Below are 14,450 nucleotides of genomic sequence, written 5' to 3'. Positions count from 1 at the left end.
GACAGCCTTTTTTGTGCAATTATATTTTTATGATAAAGGGCAACAGTCTGCCTATTAGTTAAGTTAAACCCCGCCGGGTTTTGATGAGACTTTGGCAGGTGTTTGCCAGGTCCTTTGTAGGTCATTTGATTGCGTTAAGGACCTACCAACGACCTACCAACGACCTACCAAGGTCCTCCAAATTTATAAGCCAAAGTGGCAATAAACTGTCTTGGCGGTATAGGGTTAACACTATAGTTTTCATGAACATAATAGTTCAACTCATTGGTAAGGTTTGAAATTTTACCTAATATGGAAAGCTTTTTCCAGCAATATCCTGCTGAAAGGTCGACAGTAGTAAATCCCTTAATAGGTATAATACCTGAAGTAGTTCCTGCTTTGTTGGTGTTCCTTCCACCATTTCTATCGCCGGTATAGAATGCAGAGGCTCCTAATTTTAATCCTTTTAAGGCACCCGAACTTAAGGTGTAAAAAACAGTACCATTTGCAGTGTTTTTTGTTGTACCTACTAAACGTTCACCCTCCACAATTCCTGATGAATCTTTGGTATCGGTATAACGCATATAGTTGTAACTATAACCAGCTAGAAAACTTAATCCTTCGGCAATGGTACCAGTAATATCAAGTTCAATACCATCACTGGCAGATTTTCCAGAAAACTCTTTAATATTAGCATCTGCGTTTGCATTTCTTGCTGCATTTAAAATTGCTTGTTGTGCAAACCTGTCGTTTATGATTTTGTACCAAGTTACATTAGCAGTAAGCTTACCCTCTAAAAAGTCGTTTTTTATCCCTGCTTCATATTGGTCAATAATGGATGGTCCCATTGGAACGTCGTAAATATCTCTGCCTGCGTTAGAAGTAAAGTTATTGGCATAACTCACATATAAGGAGGTTGTTTTAATGGGTTGGTAAATTAAACCTAGTTTAGGCGAATATGCTTTATCTATCTTATCAGCAGCAGTTCCTTTAATAACAGTTTGGTCTAAAACCTTGTTGATTGTAGTGGTTGGCGTTTTTTGGAAAGACCAGCGTATACCTGCAAGCACTTTAAATTGATCTGTTAGGGCTACCATATCTTGTACAAAAGCACCCATACGGTATATAGGAGTATAGGTATCGGTAATGATATTGGTTACCGGAATGTCAGAGCGGGTGTTATAAGTAGCGGGGTTTAGAAGATTGAAATCTCCATAATTATAAGCTGTTTTACCATCAGCATAAGCAAAACCGTATGCATTGGTGTTGGATTGATCTGCATCAAGACCAACAAGTAAAGTATGTTTTAAGGCTCCTGTATGGAAAGTTCCATTTAAATTAAGCTGTTCATTATAAGTAAATTCTTTTGTTTTTGAACGGGTTAAATTTCTCGGAACCAAGCCTTTAGCATTTGCAAATGGGCGCTCTGCAGAAAAGTAATTTCTGTTGTAGGCTTGCAACGATGCCGAAGCGTTGATTTTCCAATTATCGTTTAACTGATGGTTTAAGCTAATTTGCGAAGTGACTGTATTGGTGTTATTATATGCCCACGGGGTGTTAATATAAGCATTTCTTGGCAAGGGAGATATGGCATTGGCAACAGTGCCGATACCAAAATCGGGGGTGAAATTGCTTTTCAAATAATCACCTTGTAAGGTAAGCTCTGTTTTATCGCTGATGCGGTAAAGTAAAGATGGGTTGACATAAAATCTTTCAGACTGCGCCACATCCCTGTAGCTGTCTGCTTTTTCGTAAGTGCTAATTACACGGAAGGCAAGCTTCTTTGAAATAGGGCCATAAAGATCTGCGATTGGTTTCCATAAACCATAGCTACCCGCGCGCAACGAAACTTCGCCACCATATTCAAACTGAGGCTTTTTAGTGACCATATTTACCACTGCACCGCCGGTAACACCACCATAAAGTAAAGCCGCACTACCTTTTAAAACTTCTACAGCTTCTAAGGTACTCGCTTCTGGCATACCACCAAGGGTTGTTCTAACCCCATTTTTAAAAACATTATTAGCACCAAGACTATAGCCGCGTGCATAAAAATTTTCATTAACCGAACCTCGGTTGGCTCCAAGGGCAACACCATTAACATTTTTCATTACATCGCTTAAGCGATTAATCTGTTGGTTTTTAATAACTTGTGTTCCAATAATCTGTACCGCTTGTGGAAGATCTTTTGGTGCTAGATCAATTTTACTCAGACTTACTGGCTTTTGATTTTGTGTTTTTGCGCCATTAATATTTACTTCTTTCAATTGGGAAGAGGATTGAGAAATGTAGAAGTTAAGCGTAAATAAATTTCCGGTATAGAATTCAATTGCCTTTTCTTGTGTGTTTATGCCTATTGCAGACACCCTTAGGATATAATTTCCTGCTTTGATGTTTTTAAAAGAATATGCACCTTTTTTATCGGTGACTATTCTTTTATGAGTGTCTATTAATTCTACATTAACATAACTGGCCGGTTTGCCATCGCTGGTTTTAACTGTTCCTGAAATTGTACCGCTGTTTTGAGCAAAAGCTGCTACTTGTGTAAACAATAAAAGGAGTATTAAGGTAAAGCAAAAATATAGTTGTTTCATATTATTATTAAGACTTAATCTAAGTTGCGACAAAGATATCATCTCTTTTAATATTATGCAATATTATTTAGAATTATTTTAAATAGCGTTTTATGTTTACGTTTCAATTTATTCTTGATTAGTTAAAAACCGCACAATAAAGCAGGTTATAATGATGATAACATTACGCAAAAAGCCCCTTCATAAGATTATGAAAGGGCTTTTTACTATGGGTTAAGGCTCGCTGAGCGAAGAAATCGTTAATTTCTCATGTTGATGTATTGCAAAGGTTGTCCAAAATCTTCTTTTCTGCAAAGGGTAATTACAGCCTGCAGGTCATCAATATTTTTGCTTTGAACGCGTACCTGGTCATCCATCATAGATGCTTGTACTTTCAGACCGCTGGCTTTAATTTTTGCAACTATTTTTTTTGCGGTTTCTTTATCAATACCTTCCTTTATTGAAATCTCTTTTCTGATCATGTTTCCTGATGCATATTGTTCTTTTCCAAAATCCAGGCTTGTGGCATCTAGATTTTGCTTGATCATGCGGGAAATTATAGCATCCTGAATTGCTTTTAAACGCATATCATCTTCTGTAATGATAGTAATGACATTTGTTTTTTTATCATGTTCGATGGTGCTTTTTGAAGTTGTGAAATCATAACGATTCAAAATTTCTTTTTTAGCGTTATTCATCGCATTGTCAAATGTTTGTGCGTCTACTTTACTTACGATGTCAAAAGTGGGCATGATAATAGCTTTAGTATATAAAATTGTTAATTTTAGTTTATATTAAATTAATTCAATAAATAAAATTCAATATGAAAACCAATAACCCAAAAGTGCAAAAAAAAGTTGCTAAAAAGGCAGCAAAAAAAGAATTTGCAAAATCTATGACAGAACGATTTCTAAAACTCATGAACGAATTAGGACATGATGCAGAGAAGATTGGGGTCGATATAAGTAAAGTCGGTTCATCTGTAATGAAAAAGCTGTCTGCGAAACTTTCTGGTGTTAAAACCATCAAAAAAGAAGCTGTAGAAAAAACAGATAAGAAAATCGATAAAGCGGTAAAAAAAGCAGTTGTTAAAGCTAAACCTATTGCCAGTAGTGTTAAAGTACTACCTATTGTTACGGTAGAAAAAGTAGCCAGTGCGATAGAAAAAAAGCCTGAAGTAAAAAAAGTTGTTAAGGCTAAGCCAAAAACTGCGAAGGATAAGGACGTTAATTCTTAAAAAGCACAGTAGAATTAACAGTTAATTAACATTAGATTTCGCAGTTTTGCTTGTCTAGGTTCCACCCTGGTTATTTTGATTGGATTACATGACAGAAAAAAAGATTCCTTTTTTAAACAGGGAAATTAGTTGGCTATATTTTAATGAACGGGTTCTTCAGGAAGCGGCCGATGAAACAGTACCTTTAATAGAACGGATTAAGTTTTTGTCAATATTCTCTTCTAATTTGGATGAGTTTTACCGCGTAAGGGTGGCTACAATGTCGCGTTTGGCTAATTTAAATGAAAAATCTAAAGCATTACTTGGTTTTAATCCTAAAAAGATTCTAAATGAGATAAAAAACACTGTGGTGAGGCAAGAGCGTAAGTTTGAACAACTTTTTCAAGCCACATTGATCAACGAACTGGCACAAAATCGTATTTTCATTTTGAACGATACACAGCTCAATGTAGTAAGGGGTGAATTTGTACGAAACCATTTCAGGGACAAGATATTATCTAACCTTGTTCCGATATTGATAGATTTAGATAAACCTTTTCCTGAGCTGAAAGATCGTTATTTATATTTCCTGGTGCGGCTGTCAAAAAAAAGCTCCCGCAAAAGTGAGCGATTTGCCTTAATAGAATTACCTCAAGATTTGCCTCGATTTTTGGTTTTACCTGAAACCAATGGGTTGAAATTTATTATCCTTGCGGAAGATATTATCAAATATTGCATGGATGATATCTTCTATATTTTTGATTATGATGAGCTCGATGCCTATTCTATACAGGTAACCAGGGATGCAGAGTTAGACATCGATAAAAAAATCAGCGAAAAATTTATTGAAGAGTTAAAGACAAGCTTGGATAAAAGGCGTAAAGGTAAGCCTATGCGTTTGTTATACGATACGGAAATGCCCTTTGATATGCTGAGTGTGTTAGTGGCCAAGATAAAAATTGAAGCAGAAAGTTTAATACCGGGCAATCGTTACCATCGCTTTGGCGATTTTATTCGCTTTCCAAATGTAGGTTCCGCAGCATTCGAATACGCACCTAGTGAACCCCTAAAAGTTGCTGGTTTACACCGTACCGAGAGTATTATCAATAAGATAGCCCTAAAAGATTACTTAATCAATTTGCCTTACCAGTCTTATGATTATATCATTCTCTTTTTAAGGGAAGCAGCCATAGACCCCAAGGTTACCGAAATTAACATCACCTTATATCGATTAGCAGAAAATTCAAGGGTCATTAATGCGCTCATCAATGCTGCAAAAAATGGTAAGGTTGTAAATTGTGTAGTAGAGCTTAAGGCTAGATTTGATGAGCATTCCAATATTTATTGGTCCAACAAACTAGAGGAAGAGGGTGTAAAAGTTAACTATGGTTTAACAGATTATAAAGTACATTCCAAAATATGCCTGGTGAAAAGAATGGAGCGTGGAAGGGCAGTTTACTATGCTAATTTAGCCACTGGAAACTTCAATGAAAAGACTGCAAAGCTTTATTGTGACCATAGTATTTTTACGGCAAAAAAAGAAATCACCAGAGATCTGGTTAAACTGTTTAATGCCTTAAATAAACAAACTGTAGCCAAAGATTTTAAATACCTGATTGTTTCTCCACTAGAGTCTAGAAAGAAATTGTATTTTCTTATTAACCGTGAAATTAGAAATGCTAAAGCTAATAAAGCGGCATACTTGATTTTGAAGGTTAACAGTTTGGCCGACGAAGGCGTAATTGAGAAACTTTATGAGGCCAGTAATGCAGGGGTTAAAGTAAAACTCATTGTTCGTGGTATTTGCTGCCTGATACCAGGCATTAAAGATTTTAGTGAAAACATTACTGTTATTAGTATTATTGATAAGTTCTTAGAGCATGCTCGGGTCTTTATTTTTGGTAATAATGGAAAAGAAGAAATGTTTTTATCCTCCGCTGATCTCATGACCAGGAACATTGACCATAGGGTTGAAGTTGGTTTCCCGGTACTGGATGTTGATGTGAGACAGGAAATTAGAGATATCATAGATTTCCAGCTGCAGGATAATGTTAAAGCAAGGGATGTTACTAAACTAAATAATAACAAATACCACAAAAATAGGCTTTCGGTAAAGGTAAGAGCACAAGTGCAAACTTATAACTATTTAAAAAATAAACACCAGTAATTTAATGTTAAGATACGCAGCTATTGATATAGGATCCAATGCAGTTAGGTTATTGATTGCTGACATAATCAGCAAGGATAACGAGTTTGGTTTTAAGAAAAACACTTTGGTAAGGGTTCCTTTGCGTTTAGGTGACGATGCTTTCCTTGATCATAAAATATCTGAAAGGAAAATTAATGATTTGCTTAAAACAATGATTGCTTTCAAAAATTTAATGGAAGTTTACCAGGTTTCTAAATACCTTGCCTGTGCCACTTCAGCCATGCGCGAGGCCCAAAATGGTAATGAAATTATTGCATTGGTAAAAAAAGAGACAGGTCTTGACCTGGAAATCATTCAGGGACAAAGGGAAGCTAATATCATTTATGCGAATCATATTGAAGAAAATTTAGACATCAGTAAGAATTATTTGTATATCGATGTGGGTGGGGGCAGTACAGAACTTTCGGTGTTTGTGAATAAGGTTCCTGTCGCTTCGCGATCTTTCAACATAGGTACTATCCGTATTTTAGATAACCAGGATAAGGATGAAACCTGGGAAGAAATGCGCCTTTGGATTAAAGAACATACGCGGGATTATAAAAATATGGCCGGCATTGGTACTGGTGGCAATATCAATAAATTGTTCAAAATGTCACGTGAAAAAGAGGATATGCCTTTGTCATTGTTAAAACTCAAAATAATGTACAATGAGCTGAATGGTTATTCTTTAAAAGAACGGATCAATATTCTGGGGCTAAATCCTGATCGGGCAGATGTGATCATTCCTGCTGCTGAAATATACATGACCATCATGAAGTGGACCGGTATCAAACAAATCTATATTCCAAGAGTGGGAATGGCCGATGGAATTATTAATTTACTGATAGAAGAGAATCTTGGTTAATAAAGACTAAGGCAAGATAGGCGCCATGGTGACTGACACATTGGGGGTTTTTATAGCGGTAATTCATTTTTAATGGATTTTCTGGCATCGAGATCTCTATCCTGATCTTATTTATTTCTTCTTTACTGGAAGCACAAATGGTATGTATCATTTTATCATTAAAGGTGCTTTCGGTAAAGTAGGTTAACCCATCAATCAACACTTTTCCGGTATAAATAGGAGTAGAAAAGTTTAATTCCTTACAGCAGAGTTGAGTTGGCGCAAAGATTCTTATTTCCTTTTTTCTGGAATAAATTTTATAAGCTGCTTCTTTCATACTCCATAAAAGCCATACCACTACATCAGGTTTATCAGAGAAAAGTATAAGCAATTGCTCTTCCTTAGAAAAGATTTTATGTAAATAACCTTTTCTTTTCCAATTACTTTCTTTAGCTGCAACTGTTAAATCGACGATATCGTTACCGATCAATCTCCTGCAGCTTTGCTTCAATAATTTCAATGGAGGCACCTATGTTAAGCATTTTTTCCATCGATTGGTTATCTATTTCAATACCAAATTCTTCTTCCACATCCAGAACAACATCTACCAGATTTGCAGAATTAATTTTGAGGTCTTTAATGAAATCAGTATCCTCATTTATCGCATCAAGGGCTTCCTTGTTTTGCGCATAGGTAGTAAGAATTGGCTTTAAACGGGTTATTAACTCCTCTTTAGTCATGATTTATATTTTTTTAAAATTAAACAAGCATTAACATCTCCAAATCCGAAGCTGGCCTTGGCTAATAGATTTACTTCGTAAGGTAAATATTGTGTTGGTATTTTTTCCGGATCAATTATTTTAACAATTTCGGGATGGAGATCTTCACAATTTATATTTGGAAAGAGGAAACCCTGATCAATTTGTAAAACTGATGCAATGCATTCTATGCTACCTGCAGCAGTTAAACAATGGCCTGTCATTCCTTTTAGCGAGTTGATGTAAGGGAAAGTTTTCCCTGACCTGTCTAATGCAGCAGCCCAGTTGTGTATTTCTGTACTGTCCATCACCGTGGCCGTCAGGTGTCCATTTATAGCATCCAGTTCTTCAGCTTTAACCCCTGCATTTTTCAATGCAGCCTTAATACATTTCTGTACAGCAAGGTTATTTGGTGAAGTCATAGATCCGCTTCCTCTTTGTCCGCCGGAATTTACATGCCCACCAAGTATTTCTGCATAAATATAAGCACCACGTGCTATCGCAGACTCCAGGGATTCCAATAATAAAGCTCCGGCTCCACTACCCGGAACAAGGCCACTCGCTGTAGCACTCATAGGCCTGGATCCTTTTTCTGGTTGATTGTTATTTTTAAAAGTACAGACTTTCATGGCATCAAAGCCTGCCCAAATATAAGGTCCACTATCACTTGTGCTTCCGGCAAGCATTCTTAAAGCCTGACCAGCTTTGATTCTTTCATACGCCAGCAGTATACTTTCAGCTCCAGTAGTGCAGGCCGATGAATTGGTGGTTACCTGATTGCCGAGACCAAGTTTTCCACCAAGGTAGGCGCTTATTCCACTGGCCATAGTTTGCGTAATTACATTGCTGCCTAGTCTGCGAGCTTGTAATAGATCGATCTTATAAATGGCCTCCCTAAATTTATCTATTCCTGAAGTTCCCGTTCCAAAAATAGTACCACTATCCCAATCTGGTTCTTCCTTAATATCTAAAGGAAGCCCGGCATCTTTCCAGGCCTCCATTCCAGCAATAACACCGTAAAGGATTCCGCTGCTGTTAAAATTTTTTAGTTCCAGGTCAGTGAAACAACTGGAAATCAATTCCGGAGAAAGTGTTGGCTTTCCTGCAATCTGGCAGGAAAACTGAAGGTTCTCTAATTGTTCCTGGTGTTGAATACCGGACTTGCCATTTTTTATAGCCTCGGTAAATTGAGGAATTCCCACTCCATTTGGAGCGGCTACGCCAAGTCCGGTAATGACAACCCTGCTAGTCATTTAATTTAGTCGTTACCATACCTGATAATGTACCTTTACAAACAATTTCTCCTGCAGCATTTTGCATTTCTACTTTGCAGTGCAGTTTTTTGAACCTGAAGTATATTTTTTCAGAGATTACTTTAACTTTTTCACCTGGAAAAACAGGCTTCATGAAATCAACTGCTGTTGAAGTTAACATCACATGTCCAGTTGTTCCTGCTTCTAAATTGCCCATCAAGAAAATTCCAAGAGAAACCATGCCTATTTGTGCCATTGTTTCAGTTAATATAACACCAGGTGTAACAGGGTGATCTTTGAAATGGCCTTTGTAAAAATCTAGTTCCTTGTTAAAAGTAAAGGTTCCGCTACTGCCATTTTCGTCGACATGCAATAGTTCGTCGACAAATAAAAATGGGTAGCTGTAAGGTAATTTCTCTATTATTTCATTTGTGTTCATCATCATTTTATTTTTATTACCACTGTAATAATATCCGCTGCGCCGAAAACCCTGGTCCGAAGCTCAACATCAGTCCTTTTTCTCCTTTATTTGGTTTCTTATCCATAAATCGTTCGAGTACATACAATACTGTTGCACTAGACATATTTCCATACAAACGTAACACTTCTTTTGTATCGTCAATGTTTTTTCCATGTACTCCAAATAAAGATTCTACAACCTCCACAATTTTTTTACCTCCAGGATGAAATATCAGGTGGTCAATATCTTTTATTGTTAAATTATTTTTCTCTAAAAAAGGACGAACAATGGCTGGGAAATGAGTGGCAATTGATTCGGGTACTTCAATATCCAATATCATTTTTAAGCCGGTGTTTGTTAAGCTAAAGCCCATCATGTGTGTGGCATCAACAAAATGATACATGCCTTCGTCTACTATTTCGGGGCCATTATCTTCTTCACAAGAGGATAATAAAACACAGGCAACACCATCGCCAAAGATTGCAGCGCTCACAATATTAGCCATTGAAAAATCTTCCAGTTGAAAAGTAGCCGTAGGGGATTCAACAGAAATCACTGCGGCACGTTTTCCTGGATTGGCCTTTAAAAAGTTTTTGGCGTAAATCATACCCGAAACTCCTGCGGCACAACCCATTTCGGTAACTGGCAACCTCACCACATCCTGCCGCATGTTTAAATTATTAATTAAATATGCATCCAAAGAAGGAATCATAATGCCTGTACAGCTTACCGTAATTAGGAAATCTATGTCTGTAGCTAACCATTTTGCTTTCTTTAAAGCACCAGACAAACATGTTGTACTCAATTTAATACCTTCCCTTATGTAAATATTGTTTCGCTCTTCAAAGGTTGATGTAGAAAACACTTCTTCTGGCGACATAAACGAATAGCGTTTGTCTACAGCAGCGTTCTCAAATATTTTTTTAACTTTTCGAATAAAACGTTCATCCTGCCCACTAAGCCAGCGATCCAGGAAAGGTAATATTTCTGCGGTACTTCTGGAAAAACCAGGTACGGCCTTAAACACTGTTTTTATTTTAACCATAAGTTGTAACAATCCATTGATACCTGAATGCCCATCTCCAATTCAATAAGTAATTATGGAAATGGAGCTGTTTTGAAAATAATAAAAAGTCTTCTCTCTTAAAACCCCGAAGTATGGAAATTAATCCATCTTGTTTTGACATGTTGTTTAGCCTGAATACAAAACAAAGTGCATTGAACAGATAATAAGCAATAGCACTTCTATGCAGGTCGTTGATAACAAAGCCCAGGTAACTATGTTTAGCAAAATCACTAAGAAGTCTTATTATTTCTTCATTTTTAAAATGATGTAAGGTAAGGGTGCATAGAATAATATCGTAGGTGTTTTCTTTTTCTATTTCCTCAAAAATATCTTCACAAATAAAGGAGATGTTTGGGTAGTTGACTGATAAATTTTGGGCATGATTGATGGTGAATTTGTTAGCGTCAATACCATAGAGGTCAAAAGATAAACCTACTTTCTGTGCGTATTTAGCTAATTCCCGCAACATGTCGCCATTACCACAACCTACATCTAGAATTTTGAAACTTTTCTTAGCTGAATTTTTAATTAAAGTATTAATCCCTTCTACAGTAACTTTATTGCCGCCCAACAATTGGTTGATATGAGCAATTTTATCTAAGGCGTCACGTAAAACTTCGCCCTCCATATCGAAATTGTCCATTAATTCCGGGGCGTCACTTCTATAGGTAGTATCCATGAGTTCTTTTGATAAGCTGCGGTAAAATGAAAGGGAAGTTAGTTAAACTTGCCGTCATAAAATCAGCTAATATTTCTTTTCGCATTAGTGTAGATAAAATGCTTCCCATTTGTATCCGGTTTTTAAAGTGATATTGCCATAACTGTCTATATTGTTGCTCCATATCTACTCTGGAACCCTTTTTATGTATAGAAAAATTGATGACCTGTTCGGCACAGATTTTTGCACTGTGTATAGCCATTGCCATCCCATTTCCACAAAGAGGATGTATTAATCCGGCAGCATCACCAATCATCATCACATGATCTTTAACGGCTTCTTTCTTTTCAAAAGAGATTTGTCCGATACTCAAAGGCACATCGAATTTAATGGTGCAGTTTTCAAACAGCGATTTTAGATGGATATTTTTGAAGAGCACTTGTTCCTGAAACGCTTCAATGCTGCGGTATTTTTTGAACGCATCATAATCGCTGAGGTAACAAATATTTATCCGATCGTTCTCCACTTTAGACACACCGCAATAACCACCTTTAAAATGATGCAGGGCAACTAGATTTTCATCAAAAGGACCAGAATAGTGTGCTTTTACAGCAAGCCATGGAGATGGCTGTTTCATAAACGACCTGTTAAGCTTGTTATCTAATGCTGTTCTTTTTCCATAAGCGCCAAGCACAACCGGGGCATTTAAAACTCCGTTTCCAGTGGTATGAACATCAAATTCATTTTCTTTGAAATAGATATTCAGTACGGTGTCCTTTATAATAGTACAACCATTTTCCTTTGCTTTTTGCATTAAGAACTGATCAAAAGCATACCTGCTCAATCCGAAACCACCCATTGGCAGAGGAGTAGAAATTATTTTGCCCGTGGTACTTGAAAATTGGAACTTGTTAATAGTTGAGGGCTGGAGTGCTGAAGGATCGGCACCAAGGGATTGAAGATATGGGACAACTTCATTAGAAATATACTCACCACAAACTTTATGTTGTGGATATGCATGTTTTTCAAGAAGAGTAACTTTTAATCCTGCCTTTGATAAATGGATTGCAGCTATTAAACCAGCAAGGCCACCACCAGCAATGATGACGTCGTTATTATAATACATAGCAAGTAAAAAAGTGTACACTATTAACATATAGTGTACACTAATTGTTTGCCTGTTTAATTATCCAAAAGAATGGCCGCGTGGTCGTCAATAAACCAGGTAACATGACCATCATAAGGTTGTATTAATTGCGATGGGTAAAGAGCGTTGTTTTTATTCCCTTCAATAACCTCTTTAACGGCATTTGCTTTACCTTCCCCAAAAACGAGAAAGGCAATGTTTTTTGCCTTATTAATCAGTGGTGCGGTAAAACTTACCCGGTAAGTAGAAAGTTTATCTACGTAAACAGCGTCCACTGTTGCTTCTTTATTTTTTAAAATTGCAGTTTCCGGAAAAAGTGATGCCGTATGAGCATCATCGCCCATACCCAATAAAATAAGATCAAAGTTAATATCCGCTCCATTAAAATGTTTATTAATAGCCTTTGCATATTCAATTGCAGCTTTCTCAGGAGCAAGTTCTGTATTCACATAAAAAATCTGATTTGCTGGAATATTCAATGGATCTAACAAGCTTTCCTTGGCCATTAAACCATTGTAACTTTCATGGCTTGGCAAAACATTCCGTTCATCGCCAAAGAAAAAGTAGACCTTAGTCCAGTCAATTTCTTCTTTATAACGGGTTGAGAGTAAATGATAAAGTTCTTTTGGAGAATTACCACCAGTAAGTACAAAATTGAAACAATCCTGTTCTGAAATGGCCTTCTTCGCTATTTTAACGATGTAACGGGCCAGGTTATTCAGCAGTTCCTCTTTTGTTTTATATATCAGTAAATTCATTAGTATATGTGGTTTAACACGCTTTAATTCTTTCTTAATCTTTATTCAATGGTAAAGTAAACCAATGAAAGCCATCTCTGGCAATTAAAGCCTCGGCATCTTCCGGACCCCAGGAGTCAGCAGTATAATTAGGGAAACTTATAGATTTTTTATTTTCCCAGGCATTAACAACCGGCATTAATAATTCCCATGCACTTTCTACCTGATCGGCACGCATAAATTGGGTTTGATCTCCGGTCATAACATCTAACAGCAAGGTTTCGTAAGCCTCAGGTGTATCAGAAGTGTAAGTCCCTTTATAATCAAAAACCATATCAACAGGGTTCAATACCATGTCTAATCCTGGTCTTTTTCCCTGAACCTGTAAACGGATACTCATTTCAGGTTGAATGCTGATGATCAGTCGGTTTTGTTGCCAATGCTCGGTCACACCAGTCGGGAAAATGTGGTGAGGTACATCTTTAAACTGAATGGTAATTAAAGAAGAAGTTTGGAACAAACGCTTTCCTGTTCGTACATAAAACGGAACACCCTGCCAGCGCCAGTTATCTACAAAGAACTTAATGGCCGCAAAAGTTTCCGTATTTGAATCCGGATCAACACCATTTTCATGTCTGTAACCAGGAACTTCTTTTCCTTCTACCCAGCCTTTAGTATATTGACCTCTCACGGTACTAAAACGAATATCTTCCGGACCAAAAGGACGCATAGCTTTTAATACATCAACTTTTTTGTTTCTAATTTCGTCCGCATCAAAGTTTATCGGCGTTTCCATTCCAATTAAACACAGTAATTGCAGTAAATGATTTTGAATCATATCCCGGAGAGCACCAGCACCTTCATAATAACCGCCACGTTCACCTACGCCCAATTGTTCGGTCACTGAAATCTGAACGTGATCTATATAAGTCCTGTTCCATAGTGGTTCAAGAAAAGAATTGGCGAAACGGAAAGCCATAATATTCTGCACCGTTTCTTTACCCAGATAATGGTCAATTCTATAGATTTGTTTTTCTGTAAAAATGCTTGTCAATAACTGATTTAATTCTCTTGCCGAATCTAAATCTCTACCAAAAGGTTTTTCGATAACAATTCTGCAAGAATCTTCAGTACCTGCCAGGTCATAATCTAACAGACATTTAGCAATTAGCGGGAAAAGATTTGGGGCAACAGCGAGGTAATAAATTACTTGCGTATGAGGGCCAAATTCTTCTTTAAAGGTCTCTATTCTGTCTTTCAGGCTTTTAAATGTTGCTGGTGCCGAAACATCAACAGGCGTATAAAAGGCATGGTTAGCAAATTTAGCCCATTTATCCTTTTGAGCTTTTCCAGTTCTGGAGAAGCTATTGACTCCCTCCAGAATCACCTCTCTAAATTCCTGATCGCCAAGGTCTTTCCTTGCGGTACCAATAAAAGCATATTTCTGTGGCATATAACCATCTGCATAAAGGTTGTACAAAGCAGGTACAAGTTTACGCAGATTAAGATCCCCAGTTCCACCAAAAATAACGAAAATGGTAGGTTTAAGATTGATCAATGTTTTCATGATT

General features: G+C 37.0%; 14 protein-coding genes. 3 read left to right on the top strand and 11 right to left on the bottom strand.

Annotated elements, in window-relative coordinates:
* Positions 1 to 164 precede the first annotated feature (164 nt).
* Both AAKU52_RS06630 and AAKU52_RS06625 read right to left on the bottom strand, forming a co-directional pair.
* Entirely contained in the window at positions 165 to 2,573 is a 2,409-nt protein-coding gene (locus tag AAKU52_RS06630) for a TonB-dependent siderophore receptor (RefSeq protein ID WP_354331530.1), read from the bottom strand.
* Between the two features lie 239 nt (positions 2,574 to 2,812).
* Entirely contained in the window at positions 2,813 to 3,304 is a 492-nt protein-coding gene (locus AAKU52_RS06625; RefSeq protein ID WP_354331528.1) for a YajQ family cyclic di-GMP-binding protein, read from the bottom strand.
* 71 nt (positions 3,305 to 3,375) lie between these two features.
* On the opposite strand from AAKU52_RS06625, the gene AAKU52_RS06620 reads away from it, so the two are divergent.
* The 3 genes from AAKU52_RS06620 (at position 3,376) to AAKU52_RS06610 (ending at position 6,821) form a co-directional block, all read left to right on the top strand.
* Complete coding sequence (locus AAKU52_RS06620; protein ID WP_354331526.1) at positions 3,376 to 3,789, top strand: hypothetical protein; 414 nt, start codon at positions 3,376 to 3,378, stop codon at positions 3,787 to 3,789.
* Positions 3,790 to 3,877: 88 nt separating this feature from the next.
* Positions 3,878 to 5,935 (top strand): polyphosphate kinase 1, encoded by a 2,058-nt coding sequence (gene ppk1 / locus AAKU52_RS06615; protein WP_354331524.1) that lies wholly within the window; start codon positions 3,878 to 3,880, stop codon positions 5,933 to 5,935.
* 4 nt (positions 5,936 to 5,939) lie between these two features.
* On the top strand, positions 5,940 to 6,821 hold the full coding sequence (locus AAKU52_RS06610) for a Ppx/GppA phosphatase family protein (RefSeq protein ID WP_354331522.1): 882 nt from the start codon (positions 5,940 to 5,942) through the stop codon (positions 6,819 to 6,821).
* On the opposite strand, the gene AAKU52_RS06605 is transcribed toward AAKU52_RS06610, so the two are convergent.
* The 9 genes from AAKU52_RS06605 to zwf are packed head-to-tail and all read right to left on the bottom strand — an operon-like array spanning position 6,790 to position 14,446.
* A complete protein-coding gene (locus tag AAKU52_RS06605; RefSeq protein WP_354331520.1) occupies positions 6,790 to 7,290 on the bottom strand; it encodes a 4'-phosphopantetheinyl transferase family protein in 501 nt (166 codons plus the stop codon). The genes AAKU52_RS06610 and AAKU52_RS06605 overlap by 32 nt on opposite strands.
* Positions 7,280 to 7,540 (bottom strand): acyl carrier protein, encoded by a 261-nt coding sequence (locus AAKU52_RS06600; RefSeq protein WP_354331518.1) that lies wholly within the window; start codon positions 7,538 to 7,540, stop codon positions 7,280 to 7,282. The genes AAKU52_RS06605 and AAKU52_RS06600 overlap by 11 nt, the downstream gene beginning before the upstream one ends.
* On the bottom strand, positions 7,537 to 8,811 hold the full coding sequence (locus AAKU52_RS06595) for a beta-ketoacyl-[acyl-carrier-protein] synthase family protein (RefSeq protein WP_354331516.1): 1,275 nt from the start codon (positions 8,809 to 8,811) through the stop codon (positions 7,537 to 7,539). The genes AAKU52_RS06600 and AAKU52_RS06595 overlap by 4 nt, the downstream gene beginning before the upstream one ends.
* Positions 8,804 to 9,256, bottom strand: coding sequence for a 3-hydroxyacyl-ACP dehydratase FabZ family protein (locus AAKU52_RS06590; RefSeq protein WP_354331513.1), 453 nt, complete (start codon positions 9,254 to 9,256; stop codon positions 8,804 to 8,806). Before AAKU52_RS06590 ends, AAKU52_RS06595 begins: the two co-directional genes overlap by 8 nt.
* 10 nt (positions 9,257 to 9,266) lie before the next feature.
* A complete protein-coding gene (locus AAKU52_RS06585) occupies positions 9,267 to 10,316 on the bottom strand; it encodes a type III polyketide synthase (RefSeq protein ID WP_354331511.1) in 1,050 nt (349 codons plus the stop codon).
* The gene (locus AAKU52_RS06580) at positions 10,309 to 11,016 is read right to left on the bottom strand and encodes a methyltransferase domain-containing protein (protein ID WP_354331509.1); all 708 of its coding nucleotides are present in this window, start codon (positions 11,014 to 11,016) and stop codon (positions 10,309 to 10,311) included. The genes AAKU52_RS06585 and AAKU52_RS06580 overlap by 8 nt, the downstream gene beginning before the upstream one ends.
* Positions 11,000 to 12,121 (bottom strand): NAD(P)/FAD-dependent oxidoreductase, encoded by a 1,122-nt coding sequence (locus AAKU52_RS06575; RefSeq protein WP_354331507.1) that lies wholly within the window; start codon positions 12,119 to 12,121, stop codon positions 11,000 to 11,002. Before AAKU52_RS06575 ends, AAKU52_RS06580 begins: the two co-directional genes overlap by 17 nt.
* A 56-nt stretch (positions 12,122 to 12,177) precedes the next feature.
* Positions 12,178 to 12,900, bottom strand: a complete 723-nt coding sequence (gene pgl, locus AAKU52_RS06570; RefSeq protein ID WP_354331505.1) for a 6-phosphogluconolactonase — start codon at positions 12,898 to 12,900, stop codon at positions 12,178 to 12,180.
* Between the two features lie 34 nt (positions 12,901 to 12,934).
* Entirely contained in the window at positions 12,935 to 14,446 is a 1,512-nt protein-coding gene (gene zwf / locus AAKU52_RS06565; protein ID WP_354331503.1) for a glucose-6-phosphate dehydrogenase, read from the bottom strand.
* Between the last annotated feature and the right edge of the window lie 4 nt (positions 14,447 to 14,450).

Origin of the sequence: Pedobacter sp. CG_S7, from assembly GCF_040544395.1 — a bacterium.
GTDB lineage: Bacteria > Bacteroidota > Bacteroidia > Sphingobacteriales > Sphingobacteriaceae > Pedobacter.
Note: the sequence above shows the minus strand (reverse complement) of the source record. Positions and strands in the feature narration are given on the sequence as shown.

Coding starts and splice junctions, on each gene's coding strand:
- AAKU52_RS06630 (WP_354331530.1), bottom strand. CDS start 2,573: ATGAAACAACTATATTTTTGCTTTACCTTAATACTCCTTTTATTGTTT.
- AAKU52_RS06625 (WP_354331528.1), bottom strand. CDS start 3,304: ATGCCCACTTTTGACATCGTAAGTAAAGTAGACGCACAAACATTTGAC.
- AAKU52_RS06620 (WP_354331526.1), top strand. CDS start 3,376: ATGAAAACCAATAACCCAAAAGTGCAAAAAAAAGTTGCTAAAAAGGCA.
- ppk1 (WP_354331524.1), top strand. CDS start 3,878: ATGACAGAAAAAAAGATTCCTTTTTTAAACAGGGAAATTAGTTGGCTA.
- AAKU52_RS06610 (WP_354331522.1), top strand. CDS start 5,940: ATGTTAAGATACGCAGCTATTGATATAGGATCCAATGCAGTTAGGTTA.
- AAKU52_RS06600 (WP_354331518.1), bottom strand. CDS start 7,540: ATGACTAAAGAGGAGTTAATAACCCGTTTAAAGCCAATTCTTACTACC.
- AAKU52_RS06595 (WP_354331516.1), bottom strand. CDS start 8,811: ATGACTAGCAGGGTTGTCATTACCGGACTTGGCGTAGCCGCTCCAAAT.
- AAKU52_RS06590 (WP_354331513.1), bottom strand. CDS start 9,256: ATGATGATGAACACAAATGAAATAATAGAGAAATTACCTTACAGCTAC.
- AAKU52_RS06585 (WP_354331511.1), bottom strand. CDS start 10,316: ATGGTTAAAATAAAAACAGTGTTTAAGGCCGTACCTGGTTTTTCCAGA.
- AAKU52_RS06580 (WP_354331509.1), bottom strand. CDS start 11,016: ATGGATACTACCTATAGAAGTGACGCCCCGGAATTAATGGACAATTTC.
- AAKU52_RS06575 (WP_354331507.1), bottom strand. CDS start 12,121: ATGTATTATAATAACGACGTCATCATTGCTGGTGGTGGCCTTGCTGGT.
- pgl (WP_354331505.1), bottom strand. CDS start 12,900: ATGAATTTACTGATATATAAAACAAAAGAGGAACTGCTGAATAACCTG.
- zwf (WP_354331503.1), bottom strand. CDS start 14,446: ATGAAAACATTGATCAATCTTAAACCTACCATTTTCGTTATTTTTGGT.